The organism is Novosphingobium sp. FG137 (genome assembly GCF_057809735.1).
This window is the reverse complement of record NZ_JBMDKN010000003.1, coordinates 100,253-124,837: the sequence shown is the minus strand read 5'-3', so window position 1 is coordinate 124,837 and position 24,585 is coordinate 100,253. Positions and strand designations below refer to the sequence as shown.

Sequence of the window (24,585 nt, the reverse complement as noted above, 5' to 3'; positions counted from 1 at the left end):
AGCCTCACTTGAGGACCAGCATTCCGGCCATGGTTGCGTCGGCACCGAGATCCCAGGTCTTTTCCAGCTTCATCGTAGCAGCGTCGTAGACCTCGATATCGTAGCTGGCGCCGTAGATATAGAGCTTCGCGCCATCGCCAGACATGCCGAGCTGGAAGCGCGAGCGGCAACCGAACTCGGCCTTGTCCTTCAGCTTCAGGCTGGCCATGTCGAACTTCCAGAACTCGCAGCGCTTGTTGCCGGTCTGGCCGTTGGTGACCACGGTGTAGCCGGTCTTGCCGTCCGGCGTGATCTCAAGCCCGGACATGCCGGTGGTGATCGGCCCCATCGGCGTGAACTTGAACTTGCGCGTGTTGAGATCGAACTTGCCGAGGCCGAACACCTTGTTGTGCACATAAGGATCGGCAGCCGTGAACAGCGAGACGAGCTCGCCCGCATTCGTCGTCTGGAACGATTCGACGCCGCCGCCAAAGGCCACGTTTTCATAGCCGGTGGATTCGGGCTTCTGCACGTCGATGCGGTCCACCACCTTCAGTTTGCCGGTATCGACCACCAGCACCTTGTCCTTGAAAAGGTAGAGCGTCTTGCCATCGGGTGAGACCATCATCGGCGCGCGATAGCCGCCGCTGAGCGCGTCGTCCTCAGGTTCGAGATCGGCGGTGCGGACGACCTTTTTCAGCTTGGTGTCGATCACCGCGAACATCTGCTTGCTGACCTTCCAGCGGTCGATCAGCTTATCCATGCGCAGCATCGTCGTGTAGAAATAGCGCCCGGTCGGATCGGGGGCGCCGCCGTTGAAGCGGTAGCGCTCGGTCGGCGTGTTGAGATCGAACTGGGTGAGGATCGCGCGCGATTTCGCGTCCATCACGATCACGCTGCTGTTGGTGATCGTGGTCGCAAAGATCTTCGATTGGTCCGGCGTGATCCGCAGCGAAACTGGCAGGCCGCCGGGCAACTGGATCTTCTCGCCGATCTTGCCGGTGCCCTCATCCACCGTGAACAGCTTGTCCGGATAAGTGCCCAGCATCAAGGTTCCGGCCGTGGCGGGAATGCTGAACGCAAGGGCAAGCGCGGCGCTGCCGAGAACGGTCTTGCGGGCAAGCGAGATCATGCGATTAGTCCCTTCGCAATCAGCAATTCAGGCAGCAGTCAGGCAGGCCAAAACCTTACGGGAAGACGATATCGAGGTTGCGCCAGTCCTTGGTCGCCGCCGCGCAATTGCTCGCCCAGTCGGCCGAATAGTTGACGTGGTCGGCCATCTGCACCGGCCAGAAGCAAGTGACGTAGCAATCGTAGATGTCGCGCTCAGCCGGCTGGCACAGGCCCGCCGTGCCGCCCGTGGCATCCACTTCCCAGCCCGGAGAGAACGAGAGCGAACAGCCCAGCGGCACGTGCGGACGCGGCGTCTGCTGCAGCGCGACCACATCCTCTTCCATCGAGGCCATATCGGCTTCGATCTTGAAGGCCTTGGCGTTGATCGGTTTCAGGTGCTTCATGACAAGCCCTTTCGTTCTGCGAAACGGGTAAGAAATTCAGGATTGCGCTGGGCGAGCACGCCGTAGATCTGCAGGCAGCGATCGGTCCATTGGCGGATCCAGTCGCAATAATGCAGGTTGGCATGGCCGGTATCACCATAGCGCACGAAGGCTTCGTGGTGGCAGCCCCCGGCGCACATCGGGCGGGCCCAGCAGGTGCTGCATTCATACTTCGAGGCGACATGGCCCTTGGTCAGGAATGCCTCGCGCTTGGTCTGATCGAGCCCGGTATCGATGTGGCCCAGCGTGTGCGTATCGGCATCGGTGAAGCGGTGGCAGGGCGACAGATCGCCCGAGGGGCTCACGCCGAGTAGCCCCAGCCCGGCGCCGCAGGGATGCGACTTGTTGGTGCCCGCGATCAGTTCCGAGATCGTTTCGGACACATTGGTGAAGCCGTGGACCTTGCCTTGCAGCGCATAGTCCAGCCATTCGTCCGCCAGCGCCTCGAAATCGGCGAGCACGCCGGTCATCGCATCGCCGTCGAGCGCATAGTCGCGCTCCTCGCCCGCTGTAGTGACGGGCGCGAAGCCGACTTCGTGGAAGCCGATGTCGTGCTTGAGATGCTGGTAGATCCGCTTCACGTCGGTCACCCCGGCGCTCAGCGTGACGCGGGCGGTGACCGCGCGGGTCTTGTGCCCGGCGATCAGCTTGCGCAGGCGCGGCTCCATCACCGCATAGCTGCCCTTGCCGTTCTTGTAGACGCGGCGGGCATCCTGCAGTTCGGGCGGGCCGTCCATGGATACGGTGACGCCGATCGCGTGGTCCGAGAGGAAGGCGATGATCTCGTCGGTCAGCAGGGTGGCGTTGGTCGTCAGGCTGTAGGTGATGCGCTTGCCCGCCGCCTTCGCCGCTTCATCGGCATAGAGCACGACATCGCGCAGCAGGCGGAAGTTCATCAGCGTTTCGCCGCCGAAGAAGGTGATGTGCACTGCCTCGCGCCGGTCCGCGCTCTTCAGCAGGAAATCGACCGAGGACTTGGCGGTTTCCAGCGACATGTACTTGGGCTTGCCGGCAGGGGTGGCGATCTTGTCGGCCCCGAATTCGTAGCAATAAGTGCAGGCGAGGTTGCACTGGTTGGTGACGTTGAGCACCAGCGCCTGCAGGGGGTAATCCGCCGGCGGGGCGGCGGGCATCAGCGCATGGACCACCTGCGCCGACTGGATCGCCCGCGCCAACCGCAGTTCGCGCACCAGTTCCTCGGCGTCTGTGGCGGAGACACCATCGGCCACCATCGCGCGGACGAGATCGTCATGGTCCATCTCGCCATGCTCGCCCAGAAGATCGAGCACCTTGCGGGTCATGTCATCGGCGGCGAAGATCGCGCCCGCCGTCACCAGATAGATGAAGTCCGCGCCCTGCGCCCGGAACTCGTGGATTTCGCCGCTGCGATAGCGGTGCGCGAGCCGAGTGGCTGTCATGGTAGTCACTGCGACACCCCCGGGTTGTCCCACCGCTTGTAGGCAGGCACGGTCACGACGAGATAGGAGCGCGCGGTCAGCGGCTGGCCGGTGGCGTCCTTCTCCTCCTTCGCGGTCGCGACCACCCAGACATCGCCGTAATTGTTGCGATTGCCGCTGCGCTCGGGGTTCGGCCCGTCGCTCGCGGGGGTGAAGAAGCCGGACGGGGTCAGTTTGCCGACGAAGTCCTTGTCGTCGTCGTAGTAGGTCGCCTGGAATTCCTCGATGTGGAACTCGGCGGGGACCACGCCGACTTTGACGTCATCGGCGGTATTGGGTTTGCCATCGGCCCCGGCGTCAAAGCCCCAGGCTTCGAACTGGGCATAGCCCGGTGTGCGCTTGCCCGAACCCAGCCGTGAGATGCCGGTTTCCGGGCTGACCTTGAGATAGGCGATCTTCTGGTAGACCGGCAACGCGCTGGCCAGCACGGCCGATCCGACCGAGACATCGTGCACCGAAGGCTTCACATCAGCCGCCGCATCGACGGTGACGACCACCTCACCGGGCGCTGCCGAAACCAGCTTGGTCACCGTGATCCCGGTGCCGAGATCAACGTCCTTGGCCGTCAGCCCCGCCGGGAAGGCATCTCCGTAGATATGCACGGTCTGCGCCTTGGCGCCGCCCTTGAGCGAGGCAGGCCAGACCGCGCCGATCACCGGGCTGCCATCGGCGCGCGTCAGCGTCACGTCGTAGCCGAATTCCTGATAATCGCCCCAGAACCAGCGCCCGGTGGCGCTGCGGCGATCGGAGCCGAACATCATCGTGCTGCGCAGCGGCTGGTTGAAGGCGTTCGGCGCGGTGGGCGCTGCGGCCGGCATCGTGCGGCCGCGCCAGGCATAGCCGCCATAGACGAGGCCGCCGCCGGGCGCGCTCAGCACATCGCCATCGGCCAGATTCTTCAGCGCCGTCTCGGTCTTGAACTCGCCTTCCGCCGCGCCGGGCGCAACGGTGAAAGTGCCGTAGAACAGGCCCTTGCCGGGCAGCCAAGCGCTCGCCAGCCACTTGCCCGCAAGGCGCGGCGCCTGCTTGCGGGCTTCCCATGCGGTCCATTCCGGCGTCTTGAGCGGTGCAACCTTGCGCAGGTATTCGAGCGCCACCTGTCCCGACGTAACCGGGATCATGCCGGGCTTGTTCACGATCGGATCGGTCTGGCCGAACACCGCGCCGGGACGGTCCACCGCCGGGCGGCGATACTGGGCGTCGGCCTGCGAATAGAGCGCGACGTGGAATTCCTGGAGGTTCTTCCACTCCGCAGCCGAACGCCGCCACGAAAGCGGCTGGGCAAAGGCGTGGCATGCGGCGCAACTGGTGCGCACCGATTCGCTCGGGATATTGGTTTCGTCGATTACCCGCTTCTCGACGAGGTACTGCACGGGCTTGGCCTCTTCCGGCGCAAGGCCATGCGTATCGGCGAGATAGCGCACGATATGGCGGGCCTCTTCGGGCGTCAGCGCGGCGCCGTTGAGGCGGACCATGCGCTTGATCGCCTGATCCCAGCCTTCGGGCGTGGTGCGGACCCACGAAATGCGCGAGAGATTGCCCTTGTCGTCCGCCGTGTGGCACGAACCGCACTTTTCGCGCGTGAGGGCATCGGTGACGGGGATGCCGTCTTCCTTCTCGATCCCCTCGTCGGCGGGAAGGCTGGCCTGCCCGATGACGGCAGAAGCGGAGAACAGGCTGGCTGCACCAAACAGCAACGCGGCGGTGAGTCTGCGGACGACTGCATTGCCGAGTGTATGCCTGGGGGGTGCGTTCGCTGAAGGCGCAGGGCCATTCCCGAGGGCCGATGATACTTGGTCTGCCGCGCCTGGAACGTCCATCTGCGTAAAGCCCCCTGAAGAATTGTCCCCGATGCACCCTCCGGCCTGATTCGAATTCTGTACAAGCGTACAGGATTGGTCAATCGCTAACTCGCATCATTTGTTGCGCTTGCGAAGATTCTTTTTGCCCTGCGCAAAACGCCGCTCAGGCCAGCTGTAGCGGCAGGCTGCGCAGCCGCTTGCCGGTCGCCGCGCGGATCGCGTTCGCAACCGCGGGAATGACCGGCGGCAAGGTCGGCTCGCCCAGCCCGGTTGGCGGATAGTCGTTCTTCACCCAGCTGATCGCGATCTCGGCTGGCTTGGCATCCATGCGCAGCAGCGGGAAATCGCTGAACGTCACCGTCTGCACCGCGCCCGCTTCCTGCACGATGGGCTGCCACACCAGCGCCTGCGCCAGCCCGTCGATCGCGGCGCCTTGCGCCTGATGCTCGGCATTCAAGGGATTGATGATCTGCGAGCCGATGTCGCCCGCGATCCACACTTTGTCGACCTTCACCGCGCCATCGGCCACCGTCACGTCGACCACTTCGGCGAAGTAGCCGCGGTGGCTGAAATAGAAGCCGAAGCCGCGGCCCTTGCCCGGCACAGCGGATGGCTTGCCTGTCCAGCCGGCAAAGGCCACCACGCGCTCGATCACTGCACGCGCGCGGGCCGTGCTGAACACGATGTTCGGGCGTTCTGTCGGCAGATCGCGCGGCGCACCCAGGGTGCGGAGCATCAGCGCGGGAAGGTCGGTTCCCGCCGCCTCAGCCACTTCGTCCATGAAGCTCTGGTAGACGAAGGCCATCGCGTTGGACGTCGGCGCGCGCAGCCAGCCGGTGGTGAGGTTGGTGGCGAGGAACGACTGCATGAGATGCGTATCGGGCACGACCGAGGCCGGAAACTCCGAGGCCGGCATGTCCGCCGCGCGGATCGGTTTGCCGTTCGCGCCGAAGGTCACGAAGTGGTCCTTGAACGCCGTCAGCGCGCCGCTTGCATCGAGCCCTGCGGTGAAGCGGTGCCAGCCGCCGGGGCGGTAGTAGTCGTTACGCAGATCGTCGGTCCGGTCGAACAGCAGCTTGACCGGGCGCCCCGACACAGCCTTCGCGACCTGCGCAGCCATGACCATGTAATCGTTCATCAGCCGCCGGCCGAAGCCGCCGCCGATTCGCGTCATGTGGATGGTGATCGCCTCCGGCGCGATGCCCATCATCGCCGCCACGTCCTTGCGGCCATTGCCGGGGTTCTGGGTCGGCGCCCAGAACTCCGCCGTGCCGTCCGCATGCCACAGCGCGGTGCAGTTCTGCGGCTCGAGCGTGGCGTGGGCCAGGAAGGGATAGCTGTAATCGCCGGTGATCACCTTGGCGGCCTTGGCGAGTGCCGCATCGGCATAGCCTGCCTTGAACACCGTGGCGTCGGGCGCCTTGGCCAGCGCCTCGGCGGCCTGCTTGGCATAAAGCTCGGTAGAAAAGCCCTGCTGCGCGGCGATATCCCACTGCACCACCAGCTTGTCGCGCAGCTTCTGCACGGCCCACCACGAGGTGCCGACGATCGCCACCGCATCCTGCTTGCCTGCCGGGCACTGGCCGCTGCTGATCGGAACCACGGCCACGACCTCGCGCGCTGCCTTCACCGCCGAAGCGTCATGGCTCACCAGCGTCCCGCCAATCGCCGGGCACTTGACGATGGCTGCATGGAGCAGCCCCGGCAGCCGCGTATCGATGCCGAACAGGGGCTCCCCGCGCACGATCTTCGGCGTATCGACACCCTTCCTCGGGGTGCCGATGATGTGGAATTCATCCGGTTTCTTGAGCGCCACCTTGGCAAGATCCGGCGCTGGCTGCGCTGCCGCCGCCTTGGCGAGCGAGGCATATGTCGCGCTGCGCCCGCTCGCCGCGTGGATCACCCGCCCGGCGGAGGTCTTGAGGCTTGCCGCGTCCACGCTCCATTGCGCCGCAGCCGCCCCCACCAGCATCGCCCGCGCAGCCGCGCCGGCCTGCCGCGCCGGAAGCCAGTTCATGGGCGTCGCGGTGCTTCCACCGGCCACTTGCGGGCCATAGGCCTTCTCGTTGGCGTCGGTCTGCTCGATCTTCACCTGTTCCCAGGTCACGTCGAGCTCGTCCGCCAGCAGCATCGGCAGCATAGTCTTGATGCCCTGCCCGATCTCGGGGTTTTTCGCTCCGATGATCACGCTGTTGTCCGGCAGAATGCGGATGAACGCGTTGAGCACGGTCGCATCCGGCACGCCGGGCCCCGCCGCAAGCGCGATCTTCGCCTCGAAAGTCAGCGCAGCCCCGCCAGCCAGCGAGGCGGCGATAAACGAGCGGCGGCTCAATGCCACCTTGCCGGTGATCGCACTCATGCCTTGGTCTCCAGTCCGGCGGCCTCGCGGATGGCCCGCTCGATCCGCACATACGTCGCGCAGCGGCAGATATTGCCGTTCATGCCCAGCAGGATGTCTTCCGCGCTCGGCTTCGGGTTCGTGGTGAGCAGCGCAGTCGCCGACATGATCTGCCCGGCCTGGCAATAGCCACACTGCGGAACATCGATGCGGGTCCACGCATCGACCGCCTTCTGCCCCGCCGGCAGCGCGGTCACGCCCTCGATCGTGGTGATCTGCTTGCCCGCGGCTTCTGCAATCGGTGTCTGGCACGAGCGGACCGCCTAACCATCGAGCAGCACCGTGCAGGCCCCGCACAGGCCCGCACCGCAGCCGAACTTGGTGCCGGGCATATCGAGATCCTCACGCAGGACCCACAGCAGAGGCTTGTCGGCATCGGCATCCACCGTCCGCTTGCGGCGATTGACTGTCAGCACCACGGACATGGAAAAACTCCGTTTCTGCGAGTGTCCCGCGAAAGAGGACCCCAACGGTTGGAAATCTGAACAGTCTTCAAGGATCGCGTCAAGCACCGAAGACAAGGAACGCGAGGGCGGTGCCCACTACTGCGGCTGATCGGGCTTCAGCACATCGAGCACCACAGGTGCGCAGTTCATCCGGCAACGCCGTGCGCGTCGCACCCCGGTCGACCACATCATTCCGTGCCGAGGTTTCCCGAATGCTCGACTCTGTGATGTGCCGTCAAACCAGACCGGATCATCAAGTGATATCGGACGCGCTAGAGGGCATCCGCCGCGCCGCGTTACCCGCGCTTGATTGCCATTATGATCACATGCCGTTCGTCTTGCCCGGTCGGGGACGAACCCGGCCCCCGATCGGTCTCGATCACCGTGACAGCGAAGCCGCTGCGGGCGAGTGCTCCAGCAAATCTGTCGTCGTGCGACGCAGACCAGACGCCGAGAATTCCGCCCTCCTTCAGAGCGGACCATGCGGCCGCTACCCCTTCCCGGGAATAGAGCCAATCGTTCGCCCGGCGCGTCAGGCCTTCTGGTCCGTTGTCGACGTCGAGCAGGATGCAATCGTAACCTTGCGCCGCGGATTCAATCAAAAAGGCAACGTCGTCCTGCACCAGTTGCACGCGCGGGTCATCCAGGCACCCATCGGTGATGCGCGCCATGGGTCCTTTCGCCCACTCAACGATCTTCGGCACGATTTCCGCAACCGTCACTTCAGCATCGCGTCCGAGCGTCCGGAGAGCGGATCGCAGCGTGTAACCCATGCCGTAGCCGCCGATGAGCATGTGAACCGGGTCGCGGCCGCCGAGTTCGGCGCAGACCGCGCTGGCGAGCACACCTTCCGAGGCCGAAAGGTCTGTGCTCATCAATTCATTGTCGTCGAGAAGGATCGCGAAATCAGTCCCATTCCGGATGAGGCGGAGCCGGCTTCCATCCGGAACGAAGGCGGTGTCGACGAGGTGCTCGTCGGCATTCAAAGCGGAAAGGCCGTTGGCTTTGGCAGTATTTTTCAAGCGCTACTTCTTGCGAGCCTTGCGGGCCGCATACTTTGCGTCCCGAGCCGCCTTGCGCTCCGCTTCGGTAAGTGCAGGCGCTACCTTGGCAGCGCGCTCCGCCTTGTCGGCAAGTTCCTGCGCCTTTTTCGCGGCGAGCAACGCGCGCTTTTCGGCCTGGATTTTCTCACGCGCCTCAGCCGCGGCAATGCGTTCGGCCTGCGCTGCGGGATCCAGCGGGGCTCGTGCCTTGAGCTTTGCGAGTGCCTGTTCTCGCGCAGACGCTGCCGCCGCGCGCCGGGCCTCGAGCCCGGGTTCCTTGTAACCTGCCATAAACGGGGTCGTCTCCGAAGGGGGGCGCTTGCTTTCCCGTGCGATGGGATCGCAATCCGCTAGGATGCATCTGATGGCGAGCGACGCCCACGCCTGCAAACACAACCGGCGTGGCGGCGTGGCTGCACCGACATCGCGGCGCCCTACGCCGTGTCTCGGCCTATGTCACGGATTGTTGTTCAACGGGATCCAAGCGGTGTGTACGCGCAGCGCGCGTGGTATGACCCCTGTTGCCATAAACAGAGTTCCGACACTGAGACTGGAATGTCGATGTCTGGGGGAAAGCGGCCACCGAACCACGCATGCTCGCGAGCGGAGGTAACGCCCACTTTAGCCCCATCCAAACCCGCAACAAAAAAACGCCGCCCCCTTCCGGGAGCGGCGCTCTTTCTGTGCTGAGAGCAGCGAGGCTTACTTCGTCGCGCTGGTCAGGTAGGCGATCACGTCCGCGCGGTCCTGGCCCTTGGCGAGGCCGGCGAAGGCCATCTTGGTGCCGGGGACGACGCGGGCGGGCTTTTCCAGATACTGGTAAAGCTTCTCGGGCGTCCAGGTGATGCCGCTTTCCTTGTTCGCGCTCGAATAGGAGAAGCCGGCGATCTGACCAGCCTTGCGGCCAATGATGCCGTGCAGCGACGGACCGATGCGGTTCACGCCCGGATCGATCACGTGGCAGGTCTTGCACTGGGTGAACACCTTCTCACCCGCAGCCGCATCGCCCTTCATGTCGGCGAACTTGGTGCCGTCGAGGGTGTCGGTCGCGTCGGCGGCAACCTTGGTAGCCGCAGCAGGCGCCGCAGCATCAGCAGCCGGTGCGGCCGCAGCAGGAGCTTCGGCAGGCGCCGCAGCTTCTTCCTTCTTGCCGCCGCAAGCCGCCAGGGCGGCAGACAGGGCGATCAGACCGAGGTATCCTCTCAAATTGCTCATGGCCACTCCTCTACGAAACTGGGACAGTTCAAAACTGCCGAACGATTATGACGAAAAATCCGGACCGGCAACCGACAAACGCGGCTTGGCGGCCATGGACAGGCTTCCTTACACACATTTAATCTTCACCCGGATCAGCGCCCCTGCAATTGTCCTCAAGGGCATGTCGCGCGGGGCCGCCTGATCTGCCATCGCGCCGCAGTTTTGCGCGGTGCCCAGCACCCTTTGACAGCAGCGCCGGAGCGACCGTAAAGGCGGATGGGATGAGGGTATGGCCGTTCTCGGTACTGGTTGATACGCGCAGCGCAGCGGCGCGCGAAAGGCCATTGGGCGAGCTGGCACTTATTCTCCTGCTCAGCGCGCTGGCCGCCCTGCCCGCGATTGCGGCGCCGGTGCTGCCGCTGATCGATCTTGGCGGACACATCGCGCGCTATGCGGTGCAGCTCGATGCCGGCCGATCCGAAGTACTCCGCAATTGGTACAGCTTCGAATGGGGGCTGCTGCCCAACCTCGGCGTCGATCTGCTGGTGCAGCTGCTTGCGCCGGTCATGGGGCTGGAGCCGGCGGTGCACCTCATCGTCGGATCGATTCCGCCGCTGACGGTTTCGGGCATGCTGCTGCTTTCGCGCGCAGCACACGGGCGGATCGGAGTGAACGCGCTCTATGCGCTGCCGCTCGCGATCTCGCTGCCCTATCTCTACGGTTTCGCCAATTTCGCACTTTCGATCGCGCTGGCCTTCCACGCCATGGCGCTGTGGATTGCGCTGGAGCGGCGGCCGGTGCTGCGCACGGCGCTGTTCGTGCCGATCGGGTTCCTGCTGTGGGTGTGCCATCTCGTCGGCTGGGCGGTGTTCAGCCTGGTGGCGGGGATGACCGCACTGGTGGCGAACTGGCGCAGCGGTCCGGGGGGCGGCAAGGGTTTCGCAACCACGGTGATCGCGACGGGCCTGATGACCGCGCCGCTGCTGCTTGGCCCGATCATCGGCGTGCTGACGCAGCGGCCGGGCAAGGAAGCCATCGCGCTGCTGGCCAATAACGACGCACCGCGCAAGATCGTCTGGCTGATCATGGCGATGGCGGATCGCTGGCTGGGATGGGATGCAGCCTGCGCGGGGGTGATCGCGCTGGTGCTCTATATCAGCCTGCGCACGCGCGGCTTCGCGGTGAACTGGGGGCTGATGGCCGCGGCGCTTGCGCTGCTGGGGCTCTATCTGCTGATGCCCGATACGATCATGGGATCGCGCTTTGCCGATATGCGGCTGGGCCCGGTGATTCTGGCGCTGCTGGTGCTGGCCAGCGCTCCGGGCGAACACGTCGATCCGCGGCTGACGCGCTGGCTGCTGATCGGCGGTCTCGTATTCTCCGGGGCGCGGCTGGCCACCAACACTGCGAGCATGGCGCTGGCCGGCAACCAGTTTGCCGAGACGCTGACCGCGATCGAAGCGGCACCGCGCGGGGTGAACCTCGTCTCGCTCTATATCGACGAGTGCAACGGCTGGAACACCGACCGGCGGCGGCACATCATGGGTTATGGCCTGGCGCGGCGGCACTTGTTTGACAACGGGCAGTGGCAGCTGCCGAGCGGACAGCTGATCAGCATCCACAATCCGCGCCTTGCCCCGTTTGACCGGGACCCTTCAACGATCACGTTCATGGAGCCCTGCGGCGATTCGCCCGCCCTGCCCGCAGTGGTCGCCGCGATCCCGCGCGCGGCGCGCTTCCTGTGGGTGATCCGGATCGATCCGGCGACGCGCCTGCCCGGCTGGGAACCGCTGCGCAAGACGGCGGACAGCGTGCTCTATCGTCGCTTGAAAACTCCACCAAATTGATTGACTATAACCATAACCTTCCAGAGCAGGATGCCCCGATGACCGACCTCAGCAAAGCCAAGCCCGAAACCCTCGCCCTCCACGCCGGCTGGCGCGCCGATCCGACGACCGGCTCGGTCGCGGTGCCGATCCACCAGACGACCTCGTACCAGTTCCATTCGACCGAGCACGCCGCGAACCTCTTCGCGCTCAAGGAACTGGGCAACATCTACACCCGGCTGATGAACCCGACGACCGATGTGCTGGAACAGCGCATGGCCGCGATCGAGGGCGGCGTGGCGGCGCTGGCAGTCTCGTCCGGCCAGTCGGCGACGACGCTCGCCATCCTCAACCTTGCCAAGGCGGGCGACAATATCGTCGCCTCGACCAACCTCTACGGCGGGACCTGGAACCTGCTGGCGAACACGCTGCGCGATCTGGGCATCGAGACGCGGTTCGTCGATCCGGCGGACGTGGAAGGCTTCCGCCGCGCGACCGATGACAAGACGCGCGCCTACTATGCCGAATCGCTGCCCAATCCGAAGCTGGAGGTCTTTCCGATTGCCGAGGTGGCCGCGATCGGACGTGAATACGGCATCCCGCTGATCATGGACAACACCGCAGCGCCGCTGCTGATCAAGCCGTTCGAGCATGGCGCGGCGATTGTGGTCTATTCGGCGACCAAGTACATCGGCGGGCACGGCACCTCGATCGGCGGGTTGATCATCGATGGCGGCAACTTCGACTGGGAAGCCTTCCCCGAACGCCAGCCGCACCTCAACACGCCGGACGCCAGCTATCACGGCGCCGTCTGGGCGCGCGACATCAAGCCGCTGGGGCCGATTGCCTACATCATCCGCGCGCGCGTGGTGCTGCTGCGCGATCTGGGCAACGCGCTCTCGCCGATGAGCGCGTTCCAGCTGATCCAGGGGCTGGAAACGATGCCGCTGCGCATCGAGCGGCACTGTGAGAACGCGGTGAAGGTGGCGGCGTTCCTTGCGGCGCATCCCAAGGTGGCTTCGGTGATCCATCCTTCGGTTGCGACAGGCCGGGCGGCGGACCTTGCCGCCAAGTACCTGACGCGCGGCCAGGGCGGGCTGGTCGGCTTCGAACTCAAGGACGGGGCCGAAGCGGGCAAGCGCTTCATCGATGCGCTGGGGCTGTTCTACCACGTGGCGAATATTGGCGATGCGCGCAGCCTTGCGATCCATCCGGCCTCGACCACGCATTCGCAGCTTTCCGTGGAAGAGCAGGCCGCGAGCGGCGTGACGCCGGGCTATGTGCGGCTTTCGATCGGGATCGAGCATATCGACGATATCCTCGCCGATCTGGGCACAGCGCTGGACGCGGCGTAAGGGCTGCCTGCCCCCACTATCGTCATTGCGAGCGTAGCGAAGCAATCCAGAGCGTCAGGCACGACCGCTCTGGATTGCTTCGTCGCTTCGCTCCTCGCAATGACGAGGTTTGGAGGTGGGTTTGGGGTCCGCGCTCCTAGTACCCCACCGCCATGCCGTCCTTGCGGTGGTCCGAACCGGCGCGGTAGGCGCCGGTTTTCGGATCGATCATGATGCCCTGATAGCCGCCCATTTCCGAACCATCGTCGCGCATCACCTTGTGGCCGCGCGCGGCGAGATCGGTGCCGACGAGATCATAGAGGCCGCTTTCGAGGCGCAGCACGTTCGACTGCTGGCTGTGGTTGAAGCGCGCGGCGTCGCTGGCGCTCTGCACATTGGCCCCGAAGGCGAGGAGGTTGGCGAGGACCTGTGCCTGCCCCTGCGCCTGCTGGCCGCCCTGCATCACGCCGAACGAATAGTAAGGCTTGCCGTCCTGCGTCACGAAGCCGGGGATGATCGTGTAGAACGGGCGCTTCCCCGGGGCCAAGGCGTTGGGGCTGGCGGGATCGAGCGAGAAAGCATTGCCGCGGTTGCTCAGCGTGAAGCCGTAGCCGGGCACGGTGATGCCGGAGCCGAAGAAATCATAGACCGAGTAGATCAGCGAGACGACGTTGCCGTCCTTGTCTGCCGTCGTGATATAGGCGGTGCCGCCCAGCGCAGGCGCATCGGGGCCGATGGCGGCGGCCTCTTTCATGTCGATCCGGCTGCATTGCTGCGCGGCGTATTCCTTCGAAACGAGGCGGGCGACGGGGATCGCGGAATAGTCCGGATCGCCATTGAAGCGCTTGAGATCGGCGTAGGCGAGCTTCTTGGCCTCGACCATCAGGTGCCAGTAATCGGCGGAGCGCGGGCCGAGTTTGGCGGGATCGAGCCCGAGTTTGGCCGGGCAGACTTCGAGCATGTTCATGATCTGGAGCACGGCGAAACCCTGCGTGCTCGGCGGCATTTCGTGGATGGTGTAGCCCAGATACGTTGTGCTGATCGGTTCGACCCAGCGAGCGTGGATCGTATCGAAGTCCTTCAATGCAAAACCGCCGCCAAGGCTTTGGGATTTGGCGACAATCGCCTCGGCAATCGGCCCTTTGTAGAAGGCATCGCGCCCGCCGCTGGCGATGAGGCGGAAGGCCTTGGCGAGATCGGGATTGCGGAAGATATCTCCCCAACCGAGCGATTTGCCGCCGGGCATATAGGTCTTGGCCGAGTCCGGATCCTTCGCCAGCAGCTTGGCGCTGACCTGCCATTCGCCGCCGATCCGTTCGGTGAGCGGGAAACCCTGCTCGGCAATCCGGATAGCGGGCTGGAGCGCTTGCGCCATGCCGAGCTTGCCGTAGCGCGCGAGCAGCACAGACCACCCATCGACCGCGCCGGGGACAAGCGCGGTGTGGATGCCTTCCTCCGGCATCGCCGCGCCGAACATCTTGCGGTAGCGTTCAAGGCTGGCACCGCTGGGCGCACGGCCCGCGGCATCGAGCGCGACGAGGCGCTTTTCCTTGGCGACCCACGCGATGACGAACATATCGCCGCCGATGCCGGTCGCTTCGGGCTCCACCACGTTGATCGCGGCGGCTGTGGCAACCGCGGCATCGAAGGCATTGCCGCCGGCGTGGAGCACTTCAAGTCCGGCTTCGGCGGCAAGCGGCTGGCTGGTCGCGACCATGCCGTTCATAGCCATGACTTCGGAGCGGCTCTGCGCAGTCCAGCCCCCTGCCCTGTCGCCGCGAACGGCATCGAAGGGTGCGGGATCGGCGGCGAGGGCCGGTGCGGCGAGAGCGGCAAGCGCAGCGGCGGCGAGCAGGCGAAAACGGCGCATCAGGCTTTCTTCCAATCGTGGGAGAGCAATTTCACGGTGACCTTGCCGGTGGCGACCACGATGCCATTCGCGTCGAGCATCGGAAACTCGGCAAAATAGCCCGCGCTGCCCTTGCGTTCGAGATCGGCGAGAAGGCCTTCGAGCGCGGGTTCATCGAGGCTGAATTCAGCGAAGACGTCGGTTGCAGCCATCTTGTGAAAGGCGACCGCTATGTCCTTGATGATCGGGTAGAACCGCGCGGTATCGAGGATCGAGATGCCGGGGATCGCGGCAGTCGCCTCGGCCAGCACGGTGAAGGCGCCCATGTACATCACGCCGACGTGGTTCTCATTCCCGGCGAGCGGCATGCGGTAGCGCGCGTGGCCTCGGCTGCTTTCGAGAAGCTGGAGGCCGGTGCGTTCGACGAATTCGACGCGGTAGGTCATGTGCGGGTCCTTATGCCTTGTACTTCACGTCGCCGCCGACAAGCGTTTGCTGGACGCGGATATCCTTGATCTTTTCGGGGTCCACGCTGGCAGGATCGCCGTCGAGGATCACCATGTCGGCCAGCTTGCCGGGGCTGAGGGTGCCTTTGAGGTCTTCCTCGAACGAGGCGTGCGCGCCGTTGGCGCTGAGGACATGCAAGCCTTCCATCACGGAGATCTTCTGGCTGGCGCCCCAGATCTCCCCGTTCCAGCCCTTGCGCGTGACCATGCCCTGGAGGCCCATGAGCGGCGCGAACGGCCCTGGCGGGAAATCGGAGCCGGCGCAGACGGGGACGCCCGCGTCGATCATCATGCGGTAGGCCATCATGTGTTCCATCATCTCCGCGCCGTAGAAATGGAACTTGTCGGCATTGTAGTAGGCGTAGCTGGTGAACAGCGCCGGGACCGCGCCCAAGGCCTTGATCCGGCCGACAAGTTGCGGCGAGACATTGGTGCAGTGGGTGATCTTGGGGCGGCGGTCGGCGGGGCCGAGGAGCTTCATGCCGCGTTCGTAGGCGGTGAGCACCATGCCGATGGCGACATCGCCGTTGGCGTGGAAATTGGGCTGTATCCCTGCGCGCATCTGCTTTTCGACAAGGGCATCGAGGCCCTCCTGCGTCTGCATGATATTGCCGTAATAAGCCGGCGTGCGGCCCGGATAGGGCGTGGCGCGCGACATCGTGCGTTCGGAGAAGGAGCCGTCGGAGAACTGCTCGGCAGTGGCGCCGAAGCGGATCCATTCATCGCCGAAGCCGGTGCGCACGCCATTGGCGATCATGGCATCGAGCATGGCACCCGAGGTTTCGTACGTCACGCGGTGGAGCAGTTTGCCTTCGCGCCGGATCTGCTGGATCGCGGCGAAATCGTCGGCGAGGCCGGTACTCCCGCCGACGAGTCCCGGCGCGGTGTGGCACACGCTGGTGAGGCCGTAGCGGACGAATTCGGAACTGATCTTGGCTTGGCCGGCAATGGCGCGGGCGCGCAGCTGTTCGGGGGTGAGATCGGGCTCCTTCGCCGCATCGCGCACGAAATTGAGCGCGGCATCGGTGAGGCGGCCGGTGAGATTGCCATTGGCATCACGGTCATAGGTGCCGCCGAAGGGATTGGGCGTATCGCGGGTGATCCCGGCGTTCTTCAGCGCATAGCCATTGACCACGCCGGTGTGCCCGCCACGGTGGGTGACGATCACCGGGTGCGTGGTGGAAACGCGGTCGAGATCGGCCATGACGAGGGGGCGGCCATCCTTGATCTTGGTATCGTCGTAAAACTCGCCGCGCACGAGGCGACCCGGCGGGGTTTGCGCCGCGCGATCGCGCAGCAGCGTGACGATCCGGTCGATGGTGAAAAACTCGACCTCGAACGGATTGCCGACAAGCACATCGCCGAGGAGGCTTTCGCCCACCGCATGGAGGTGCGCATCGTTGAAGCCGGGGACGATGGTCTGCCCGCCCAGATCGATCACTTCGGTGCGAGAGGTGGCAAGCGACTTGAGATCGTCCCAGGTGCCGACGCCGACGATGCGGCTGCCTGCAATGGCGATGGCATCGGCGGACTGGATCGCAGGATCGAGCGTGTGGATGCGCGCACCCTTGTAGATACGGGTGGGCGCTGGATCGAGCACCGCGGCCATGGCGCGGGGCGAGATGCCGGCCAGCGTGAGCGCACCGCCGGAGCCGATGAAACCGCGCCGCGTGATTGCCAGTGATGCCATGGACTGCCCTCCCCCAATAAGCCTCCACATCGTGCGGGGTTGAGGCGCTACTGGCAAGGGGGATGGTGGCCGCCGCTAGAGCACGCGCAGCAGTGCAGTTCCTTCTGCGCCGCCTTGCCCATCGAGCGCGGCGCGCAGCAGGGCTCGGGTGACCTTGCATTGATCCGAGGGGCTGCCGCTGTTGCTGATCGCATCGCGCACGCGCTTTTCCGGCAGGCCGGTTACAGTGATGACCTTGCCGATGAGCGCCCCCGGAATCCGCGCGCTGGTGACCGAGGGCGGCTTTGGCGCCGCGAGCAGGCCCTTCTCGACCATTTCGGCTGCCAGGGCGCGTTCCCTGGTGCGGATTTCATCCGGCACGACGAGGTCTTGCATCTTCTCCATCTTGAGCACGCGCATGCACAGATCGGGGCCCTGCTTGCTCGCGGCGTCGAGCATCGCGAGGCGAAGGGCGACTGTCTTGCGCAGGATCGGGCCTTGCGCATTGCGGCCATCGAGCTGGGCGCGCAGCCGGACATATTCGAGCACATCGGCCATCACACCAACTTCGCTGCGGCCTTCCCGGCGCGAGGCGCGGATGCGGTCTTCGAAATCCGAGGCGAGGCTGGCCTGCTGTTCGCGCAGCCGCTCGATCGTGGTGCCCTGACCGAACACTTCTGCAAGCGCCCTGTCGCGGATCATGATGAACTGCGGATCGGGCGATGCGAGGGCAGCTGGCGGGCCGAACACGTTGGCGGGCGGCGCAACGGGATCGGGCGCGATGCCGCGCAGCACGGCCATCAGGATCTGCAAGCCGACGACCACCGAGATCGCGTAGCCAGAGTTGAAGGTGAAGCCGGTGCCGAAGATTCGGAACACGCCGAAGCCCTGCCCACGCGCCGCCGCGCCGTCGCCCCACGAAACCACGCGTTCGCGTGGGAAGTGGTTTTCGAGTTCGGGGAAGTGCTTGCGCACGCCCTCCAGAAGCTGGTTGATTTCGGCGCGTTTGACCCGGAACCTGTCGATCACGGTGGCGCTGCCCGGGCGCGTCAGTTCGGTCCAGGCCTTGTGAAGCTGGTGATCGGGCTCGGTCACCTTGTCCTGGAAGCGCAGCCCGCGCAGGCGCGCGTTGAGCCAGGCGATCGAGGGTCGCTCGGTGATCTGGCCGCGTTCGTTCTCCCAGCCGAACGCTTCGGCACTGGGGCGCAGAAGCGGCGCGCTGCGGGGCCAGGTTTCAGCGAGGAGATCAGCGAGCCACTCCTCGATCCGCGCATGGCGGGTAAGATCGGCGGTGGCCGCTTCGGCGAGCAGCACTCGCAAGCAGCGCTGGGCGAAGGCATCCTGCTCGTCGGTCAGCGGGCCAAGCTCCGCCTCAGGATCGTGGAGCAGCCGCGCCAGATCGCCATCGGGGTGGGCGAGATAGCCGACATCGGCGCGCAGCGGCTGGGCGCTTTCGATGAGCGGCGGACCGGCGAGCGCGCGCAGGGCGGCTGCGGGGGTCGCGGGGGCGTGGATCGGCTGCGGCGTGAGCACAGCGGGTTCGGCATGGGGCACCGCCCCTGCATTGAGGAGCGGCAGGTCCGCCGCCTGCGGGTGCGCCAGCGTGGGCGCTCCATAGAGCCACGGCTCGGCCGGGTGCGCGGCGGTTTCTTCGGGCACGTCCGCCGCTTCGACCGGCTGCTGCGGCGGCGGGGCAGCGGCGACCTTGGCGGCGCGCAGGGCAATGTCGCGGGCCTGCCGCAGACGCGCGTAGCCTTCCGGATCGGCATCCGGGTCCATTGCCTTGTAGAGCGCGGCATAGGCCTTGCGGATGGCGGGGACATCCGCGCCGGCGCGCAGCCCAAGGTGCCGGAGCGCGGCGGAGGGCGTCACAGCAGCGAATTTCCGCTGGCCGCCTCCAGCTGCTGCTGAAGCAGGCCGCGCGCCTCGGCGATCCGGCGGGGATCCTGGCTATCGAGCGCGCCGGCGAAATCGGTGATCCACTGGCCGATCATCCGGCGCTCCTCGCCCACGAAATCCTCGTAGATGCGTTCGGCGCGGGCCATCAGCGCAACGTTCTCGGCATCCTCGCGCGGATGGAACTTGAGTTTGGCCAGCGCATCGCGCCGCGCGGCAACTTCGCGGTCGGTCAGCGTCTCTGCCTCGCCCGCGATCACCAGAGTGCGGGTGACGCCGGTTTCGTGGACAGTCACGTCCACTTCGAGCAGGCCGCTGCTATCGTAGCTGAAGCGCACGTCTGCCCCCGCTTCGCCCGCCGGGCGCGCCGGGACCGGTACCTTGATCGCGCCAAGGTGGATATTGCCCGAAACCTCGCGCGCCTCGCCCTGATAGATGTTGAACAGGATTTCCTTCTGGTTGTCCTGCACGGTGCGGTAGTTGCTGACCCGGCTGACGGGGACGGGCGTGTTGCGATCGATGATCGGCGAGAACACGCCGTGCTGCATGCCGCCGCGCGAATCGCGTTCGACCGAATCGACGCCGAGCGTGAAGGGGCAGACATCGGCGATGCGGATCTCATCAAGCGCGGCATCGCGGCTGAGCAGGCCCGCCTGGATCGCGGCACCCAGCGCCACCGCGTGATCCGGGTGGACATTGCTGTTCGGGAAGCGGCCGAACATGCGCGTGATCGCCTTGCGCACGATGGGCATGCGGGTGGACCCGCCGACGAGGACGATATCGCCCAGTTCCGCCACATCGAACGCACAATCGCGCAAGGCCCGCGCGACGGGCTCGCGCAGGCGGCGCAGCAGGTCTTCACAGGCAGCCTCGAACATGTCGGCAGAGACTTCCGCGGTCAGGCGGTCTTCGCCGATCACGACAGCGAAGGTGGCCTTGTCCTCGACCGAGAGCTGGCGCCGGGCGGTTTCGGCAGCGCGGTGGAGCATCGCCTCGCGCTGGCGGGCGTCGAGCTTTTCCAGCCGGCCTTCGGGATCGACCAGCGGGCGCATGCGGGCCGCGAGCGCGGTGTTGAAATCATCGCCGCCGAGCCTGTTGTCACCCGCCGAGGCCCGCACTTCGACAACGCCTTCAAACTTTTCGACAATCGAGACGTCGAACGTGCCGCCGCCAAGATCGAACACGAGGAAGGGCTCGCGGTCTTCCTGATCCTGCAGGCCGAAGGCGAGCGCGGCGGCGGTCGGCTCATTGATCAGGCGGCGCACGGTGAGGCCGGCAAGCTCGCCCGCATGGCGCGTTGCCTTGCGCTGGCGGTCGTTGAAATAGGCAGGGACGGTAATCACCGCTTCAGTCGGGCGGGTGCCGAGGTAGGCCTCAGCATCGTCGCACAGCGCGCGCAGGACCAGCGCGGAGAGGTCCTCCGGCCGCCAGTCCTTCTTGCCGAGCCGCAACTTGCGCTCCGTCCCCATGTAGCGCTTGAAGCTGGTCGCGGTGCTTTCTGGCTGAGTCGCCAGCCGGTCGAGCGCAGCCGCCCCGACATAAGTCGTGCCGTCGCGGCCGACCGAGACCGCCGAGGGCGTGAGCATTTCGCCCAGCGCATTGGGGATCAGCTGCGGTGCATCGTCCTGCCAGACGGAAATGGCGCTGTTGGTGGTTCCAAGATCAATTCCGACGATCATTCCGCGCGCGTGCCCCTGTCCCCGCATCAGGAAGGACTTGCCCAAGGGCGGGGGTCAGCGCAAGCCCGCGGTGCGCCCGCTCTTCAGGCCTGATGCTCCAGCGCGCTGCGGGTGGCGCGGGTCCAGGTCTGGCTGCCGGTGAGGAAGGCGTACCAGCCGAGCGCGGCGCCGGCGTGGCGCAGGAGCTGGAAGCTGAAGGGCTCAAGCAGCGCGGCGATGAGTGCGGGGCCGAAGCGCAGGCCCTCGCGTCGGCCGGTCCAGCGCTTGTAGATGCCGAGCGACCAGAGGTGGAAGGTGAGGTCGATCACGATCTTGGCCACCATCACGAGGAGGATCGGGAAGGCGAGATAGAAACGGCCCGTCGCGACAAGGAAGATGAGGATCGCGAAGGCGGCGAGGCCGTAGATCGGCTGGAGCGTATCGAGCGCTTTCACCGGCAGCATGCGCGTGCCGACGAGGCCGTAGCGGCTGTTGCCCACCATGTCCCGGTTCCAGTACTGCGTCTGGAGGAAGCCGCCGAACCAGCGCTGGCGCTGCTTGAGGAAGCCGCGGATAGTGGCGGGGGCATCGGTGCGGGCGAGTGCGCCGCCGACGACGCTGACCTGCCAGCCAAGGCCGTGATCGTTGGAATGGCGGTGGAGGCGGTGGATCAGTTCGTAATCCTCGACCATGCAATCGGGATCGAACCCGCCGACGGCGAGCACCGCCTCGCGCCGGAAGGCGGCGAAGGCGCCCGAGATCAGCAGCAGGCCGTTGAGCTGCATCCATGCGTGGCGCGAGAGGAAATTGCGCACGTATTCGTAGGATTGGAACCATTCGAACAGGCGGCCCGAAAGCGACGGACCGCAGATCGGCTGGAGCACGCCGGTGGCGGCCACCAACGCGGGATCGCGCAGGAAGGCGGTGCGCATGGCGGCAATCGCGCCCGGCTCCAGCAGGGTATCGGCATCGACGGTGAGCACGACATCGGTGCGCGCGTGCTGCAGCGCCTGATTGAGCGCGCGGGCCTTGCCGCCATGGGGCAGGCGCAGCCACTGCAGGCGGGTCGCGCCGATCACCGTCTCGGCCATGCCGCCGATGCAGGGGGCGGCGAGGCCATAGGTATCGAGCATGACCGCCGGAGTTGCGTCGGTGGAGCCATCGTCCGCGATCAGGATCGCCTCGGGCGGCTGGGCCTGCGCGAGGAGGCGATTGATCGTGAGGTGGATGACGCCGGCTTCGTTATGCGCGGCGACGATGACGCCGAGGGAGGGCGCGTCAGCCGTGTGGGGCACCGGACGGCTGGAATCGGCCACCAGCTTGCGGATCTGCCAGGCCGTGAACAGCAGCAGCGCGGTATCGTAGAGGATATAGACCACGCCGACAGACCACATGCCGAGGCCCTGCCGATAGAACGCCTGCGCGGTGAGCAGGATGAACAGCAGCGGGGCGGCGATTCCGATCAGCCGGCTGACCAGCGGGATCGGGCGCGGTGTGAAGCGCGGGGACTCGGCGAGTAGAACGGCGTTGAGTGACGGCATGGGGGCGGGCCATAGCCTTGGCAACCTGAACCGGCTATTGCGTTTGAAGGGCAAGTACGTGAACAATCGGCAATGGTCCGATCGGAGCTGAGACTATCATGATCAAGAAATACAGCGGCGTAGCCATTGCTCTTCATTGGATCGTCGCGCTGGGCATTCTGGTGAACCTGCTGCTGCCCAACATCTGGGAAGCGGTGGGCGACGAGAACGTGCGGCCGCTGATCGATGCGCACAAGTCCATCGGGGTGACGGTGCTGGGCCTTGCCGTGATGCGGCTCTTGTGGCGGCTGACGCATACCCCGCCTGCGCTCCCCGCCAGCTACAAGCCGTGGGAAGTAAAGGCGAGCCATGCGGCGCACTGGGCGCTCTATGCCTTCATCTTCGCGATGCCGCTGACGGGCTGGATCATGGATTCGGCATGGAAGGACGCCGCGACCCATCCGATGCAGTGGTTCGGCCTGTTCGAATGGCCGCGCATCAGCATGGTGATGGGGCTGGACGAAGTGACCAAGAAGAGCGTGCACGACAGCTTTGGCGAAGCGCACGAGATCCTGGGCTATGCGCTGTGGGCGCTGTTTGCGCTGCACGTGATCGGCGCGCTGAAGCACCAGTTCCTCGACGGCGAGAAGGAATTGCAGCGCATGATGCCGTGAGGCGGTGCGGATTGCCGAGTGGGGCGACTGACGGGGGGGATTGTGATGCGGAAGATTGCGGTTTCGGGCGCGCTGGCGCTGGTTTTGGCGGTGTCACCAGCGGGGGCGAAGACCGCGCCGGCTGATACCGTGCTGCGCGGCGGGACGATCCTGACCGTGGATGCCAAGGACCGCGTGGTTCAGGCCATGGCGATCCGGGGCGGGCGGATTGTCGCGCTGGGGAGCGACAAGGCCATCCGCGCCTATATCGGCAAGCGCACCAAAGTGATCGATCTGGCGGGCAAGACCGCGACGCCGGGGATGATCGATGCCCATGCCCATGCGCTGGAAGGCGGGATCGATGAAGTGGCCAACTTGCAGCTGGGCGAGGCTTCCTCCGTCGCCGATTTCCTCGCGCGGGTGAAAGCACGCGCGGCGGAATTGTCGGCGGGCGCTTGGGTGACAGGATCGGGCTGGAACGAGAGCCGCATTGCCGAGCACCACCCGCCGAGCCTGGCCGAACTGGACGCAGTTTCGGGCGGGCATCCGGTCGCGCTGGGGAACACGACGGGGCACTATACGCTGGTCAACAGCGCGGTGCTCAAGCTGGCGGGGGTTGACGCCAAGACGCCCGATCCTGCGGGCGGGCGCTTTGACAAGGACGCCAGCGGCGCGCTGACGGGTGTGCTCTATGACAGCGCGCAGGACGTGCTCGACAAGCTGGTGCCGCCGGTGGATGCAGCGACGCGGGCCAAGGGGCTGACCCATGTGATCGAAGGCGCGCTGTCCGAAGGGCTGACAGGCTTCAAGGACCCGCGCACCGGCCGTTTGCAGTGGGACGTCTATGCCGCGGCCGCGAAGCAGGCGCCGCTGAACGTCCATGTCTGCACGCTGACGTTCGCGCAGACCGACATGACGGCGGCGCGCGCGGCGGTGGACGACTATCGCCAGCGCAAGCGGGAATTGCTCGCGCTCAAGGGCCGCAACCTTGATGTGTGCGGGGTGAAGATCTTCCTCGATGGGTCGGGCGCGGGGCGCACGGCGTGGGTCTACAAGCCATTCGAGACGGATGCTTCGCATGCCAATCCGGGCACGGGCTTTCCGATGATGGGGGCCGACGTCTACCGCCAGATGGTGGACCTGTTCACGAAGGAAGGCATGCCGATCGGCACGCATGCCATCGGCGACCGGGCGATCGATACGGTGGTCGATGCCTATGCCGATGCGCTGAAGAAGTGGCCGAAGCAGGGCCTGCGCCACAGCCTGATCCACGCCAATCTGCCAACGGACCATGCCATCGATGTGATGGCGGACCTGCAGAAGACATACGATTCCGGCTATCCCGAAGCGCAGGCAGAATTCCTTTGGTTCCTCGGCGATGCGCTGGCGGCGGGCTGGGGCCCCGAACGCAGCGTTCGAATGATGCCCTACGCGACCTATGTGAAGCGCGGCATCCTCTACAGCGACGGATCGGACTATCCGGTGACGCCTTATGCGCCGCGCTATGGCCTGTGGTCATCCGTGGCGCGTGAGCCCGATGGCGACCGCTTCGGCAAGGCACCGTTCGGCACGGCGGAAGCGGTGGATATCCACACCGCGATGAAGAGCCACACGATCTGGGCGGCGCGGCAGCTGTTTCTCGAGAAGCAGACGGGCTCGCTCGAGGTGGGCAAGCTGGCGGACGTGGCTGTGTGGGACCGCAATCCTTATGCGGTGCCGACCGCAAGCCTCAAGGACATGACCTGCATGATGACGCTGTTTGGCGGGAAGGTCGTGTTCGTCAGGAAGTGAGCCCC

Annotated in this window: 18 protein-coding genes and 1 pseudogene; 4 read left to right on the top strand and 15 right to left on the bottom strand. The window is 65.7% G+C overall.

Annotation, left to right across the window (positions count from 1 at the left end):
* Window positions 1-4: 4 nt before the first annotated feature.
* The 9 genes and pseudogenes from ACODS2_RS10130 to ACODS2_RS10090 all read right to left on the bottom strand — a co-directional run bounded on the left by ACODS2_RS10130 (window position 5) and on the right by ACODS2_RS10090 (window position 9,896).
* Entirely contained in the window at window positions 5-1,111 is a 1,107-nt protein-coding gene (locus tag ACODS2_RS10130; RefSeq protein WP_488998704.1) for a YncE family protein, read from the bottom strand.
* A gap of 55 nt (window positions 1,112-1,166) precedes the next feature.
* A complete protein-coding gene (qhpC, locus tag ACODS2_RS10125; RefSeq protein WP_298167072.1) occupies window positions 1,167-1,496 on the bottom strand; it encodes a quinohemoprotein amine dehydrogenase subunit gamma in 330 nt (109 codons plus the stop codon).
* A complete protein-coding gene (peaB, locus tag ACODS2_RS10120; protein WP_488999028.1) occupies window positions 1,493-2,953 on the bottom strand; it encodes a quinohemoprotein amine dehydrogenase maturation protein in 1,461 nt (486 codons plus the stop codon). The genes qhpC and peaB overlap by 4 nt, the downstream gene beginning before the upstream one ends.
* 5 nt (window positions 2,954-2,958) lie before the next feature.
* Window positions 2,959-4,689, bottom strand: coding sequence for a quinohemoprotein amine dehydrogenase subunit alpha (gene peaA, locus ACODS2_RS10115; RefSeq protein WP_488998703.1), 1,731 nt, complete (start codon window positions 4,687-4,689; stop codon window positions 2,959-2,961).
* 268 nt (window positions 4,690-4,957) lie between these two features.
* Window positions 4,958-7,153: a xanthine dehydrogenase family protein molybdopterin-binding subunit gene (locus tag ACODS2_RS10110; protein ID WP_488998702.1), complete on the bottom strand. Its 2,196-nt coding sequence runs from the start codon at window positions 7,151-7,153 to the stop codon at window positions 4,958-4,960.
* Window positions 7,150-7,617, bottom strand: a pseudogene (locus ACODS2_RS10105) ((2Fe-2S)-binding protein). The gene ACODS2_RS10110 and the pseudogene ACODS2_RS10105 overlap by 4 nt, the downstream one beginning before the upstream one ends.
* Before the next feature lie 317 nt (window positions 7,618-7,934).
* Window positions 7,935-8,660: a spermidine synthase gene (locus ACODS2_RS10100; RefSeq protein ID WP_488998701.1), complete on the bottom strand. Its 726-nt coding sequence runs from the start codon at window positions 8,658-8,660 to the stop codon at window positions 7,935-7,937.
* A 3-nt stretch (window positions 8,661-8,663) separates the two neighbouring features.
* On the bottom strand, window positions 8,664-8,972 hold the full coding sequence (locus tag ACODS2_RS10095; RefSeq protein ID WP_488998700.1) for a DUF6481 family protein: 309 nt from the start codon (window positions 8,970-8,972) through the stop codon (window positions 8,664-8,666).
* A gap of 411 nt (window positions 8,973-9,383) precedes the next feature.
* Window positions 9,384-9,896 carry a c-type cytochrome gene (locus ACODS2_RS10090; RefSeq protein ID WP_298163908.1) on the bottom strand — a complete coding sequence of 171 codons (513 nt, stop codon included), beginning with the start codon at window positions 9,894-9,896 and terminating at the stop codon, window positions 9,384-9,386.
* A 263-nt stretch (window positions 9,897-10,159) separates the two neighbouring features.
* Between ACODS2_RS10090 and ACODS2_RS10085 the strand changes: the two genes are divergently transcribed.
* Window positions 10,160-11,725 (top strand): GtrA family protein, encoded by a 1,566-nt coding sequence (locus tag ACODS2_RS10085; protein WP_488998699.1) that lies wholly within the window; start codon window positions 10,160-10,162, stop codon window positions 11,723-11,725.
* 38 nt (window positions 11,726-11,763) lie between these two features.
* Window positions 11,764-13,059, top strand: coding sequence for an O-acetylhomoserine aminocarboxypropyltransferase/cysteine synthase family protein (locus ACODS2_RS10080; protein WP_488998698.1), 1,296 nt, complete (start codon window positions 11,764-11,766; stop codon window positions 13,057-13,059).
* 136 nt (window positions 13,060-13,195) lie between these two features.
* On the opposite strand, the gene ggt is transcribed toward ACODS2_RS10080, so the two are convergent.
* The 6 genes from ggt to ACODS2_RS10050 form a co-directional block, all read right to left on the bottom strand.
* Entirely contained in the window at window positions 13,196-14,908 is a 1,713-nt protein-coding gene (ggt, locus tag ACODS2_RS10075) for a gamma-glutamyltransferase (RefSeq protein ID WP_488998697.1), read from the bottom strand.
* A complete protein-coding gene (locus ACODS2_RS10070) occupies window positions 14,908-15,333 on the bottom strand; it encodes a PaaI family thioesterase (protein WP_488998696.1) in 426 nt (141 codons plus the stop codon). Before ACODS2_RS10070 ends, ggt begins: the two co-directional genes overlap by 1 nt.
* Window positions 15,334-15,343: 10 nt before the next feature.
* Window positions 15,344-17,083 carry an amidohydrolase gene (locus ACODS2_RS10065; RefSeq protein WP_488998695.1) on the bottom strand — a complete coding sequence of 580 codons (1,740 nt, stop codon included), beginning with the start codon at window positions 17,081-17,083 and terminating at the stop codon, window positions 15,344-15,346.
* A 75-nt stretch (window positions 17,084-17,158) separates the two neighbouring features.
* Window positions 17,159-18,934 carry a hypothetical protein gene (locus tag ACODS2_RS10060; protein ID WP_488998694.1) on the bottom strand — a complete coding sequence of 592 codons (1,776 nt, stop codon included), beginning with the start codon at window positions 18,932-18,934 and terminating at the stop codon, window positions 17,159-17,161.
* Window positions 18,931-20,664, bottom strand: a complete 1,734-nt coding sequence (locus ACODS2_RS10055) for an Hsp70 family protein (RefSeq protein WP_488998693.1) — start codon at window positions 20,662-20,664, stop codon at window positions 18,931-18,933. The genes ACODS2_RS10060 and ACODS2_RS10055 overlap by 4 nt, the downstream gene beginning before the upstream one ends.
* 56 nt (window positions 20,665-20,720) lie before the next feature.
* Entirely contained in the window at window positions 20,721-22,157 is a 1,437-nt protein-coding gene (locus ACODS2_RS10050; RefSeq protein ID WP_488998692.1) for a glycosyltransferase family 2 protein, read from the bottom strand.
* Between the two features lie 98 nt (window positions 22,158-22,255).
* Between ACODS2_RS10050 and ACODS2_RS10045 the strand changes: the two genes are divergently transcribed.
* Entirely contained in the window at window positions 22,256-22,810 is a 555-nt protein-coding gene (locus tag ACODS2_RS10045) for a cytochrome b (protein ID WP_488998691.1), read from the top strand.
* A gap of 45 nt (window positions 22,811-22,855) precedes the next feature.
* Window positions 22,856-24,580 (top strand): amidohydrolase, encoded by a 1,725-nt coding sequence (locus tag ACODS2_RS10040; RefSeq protein ID WP_488998690.1) that lies wholly within the window; start codon window positions 22,856-22,858, stop codon window positions 24,578-24,580.
* Window positions 24,581-24,585 lie beyond the last annotated feature (5 nt).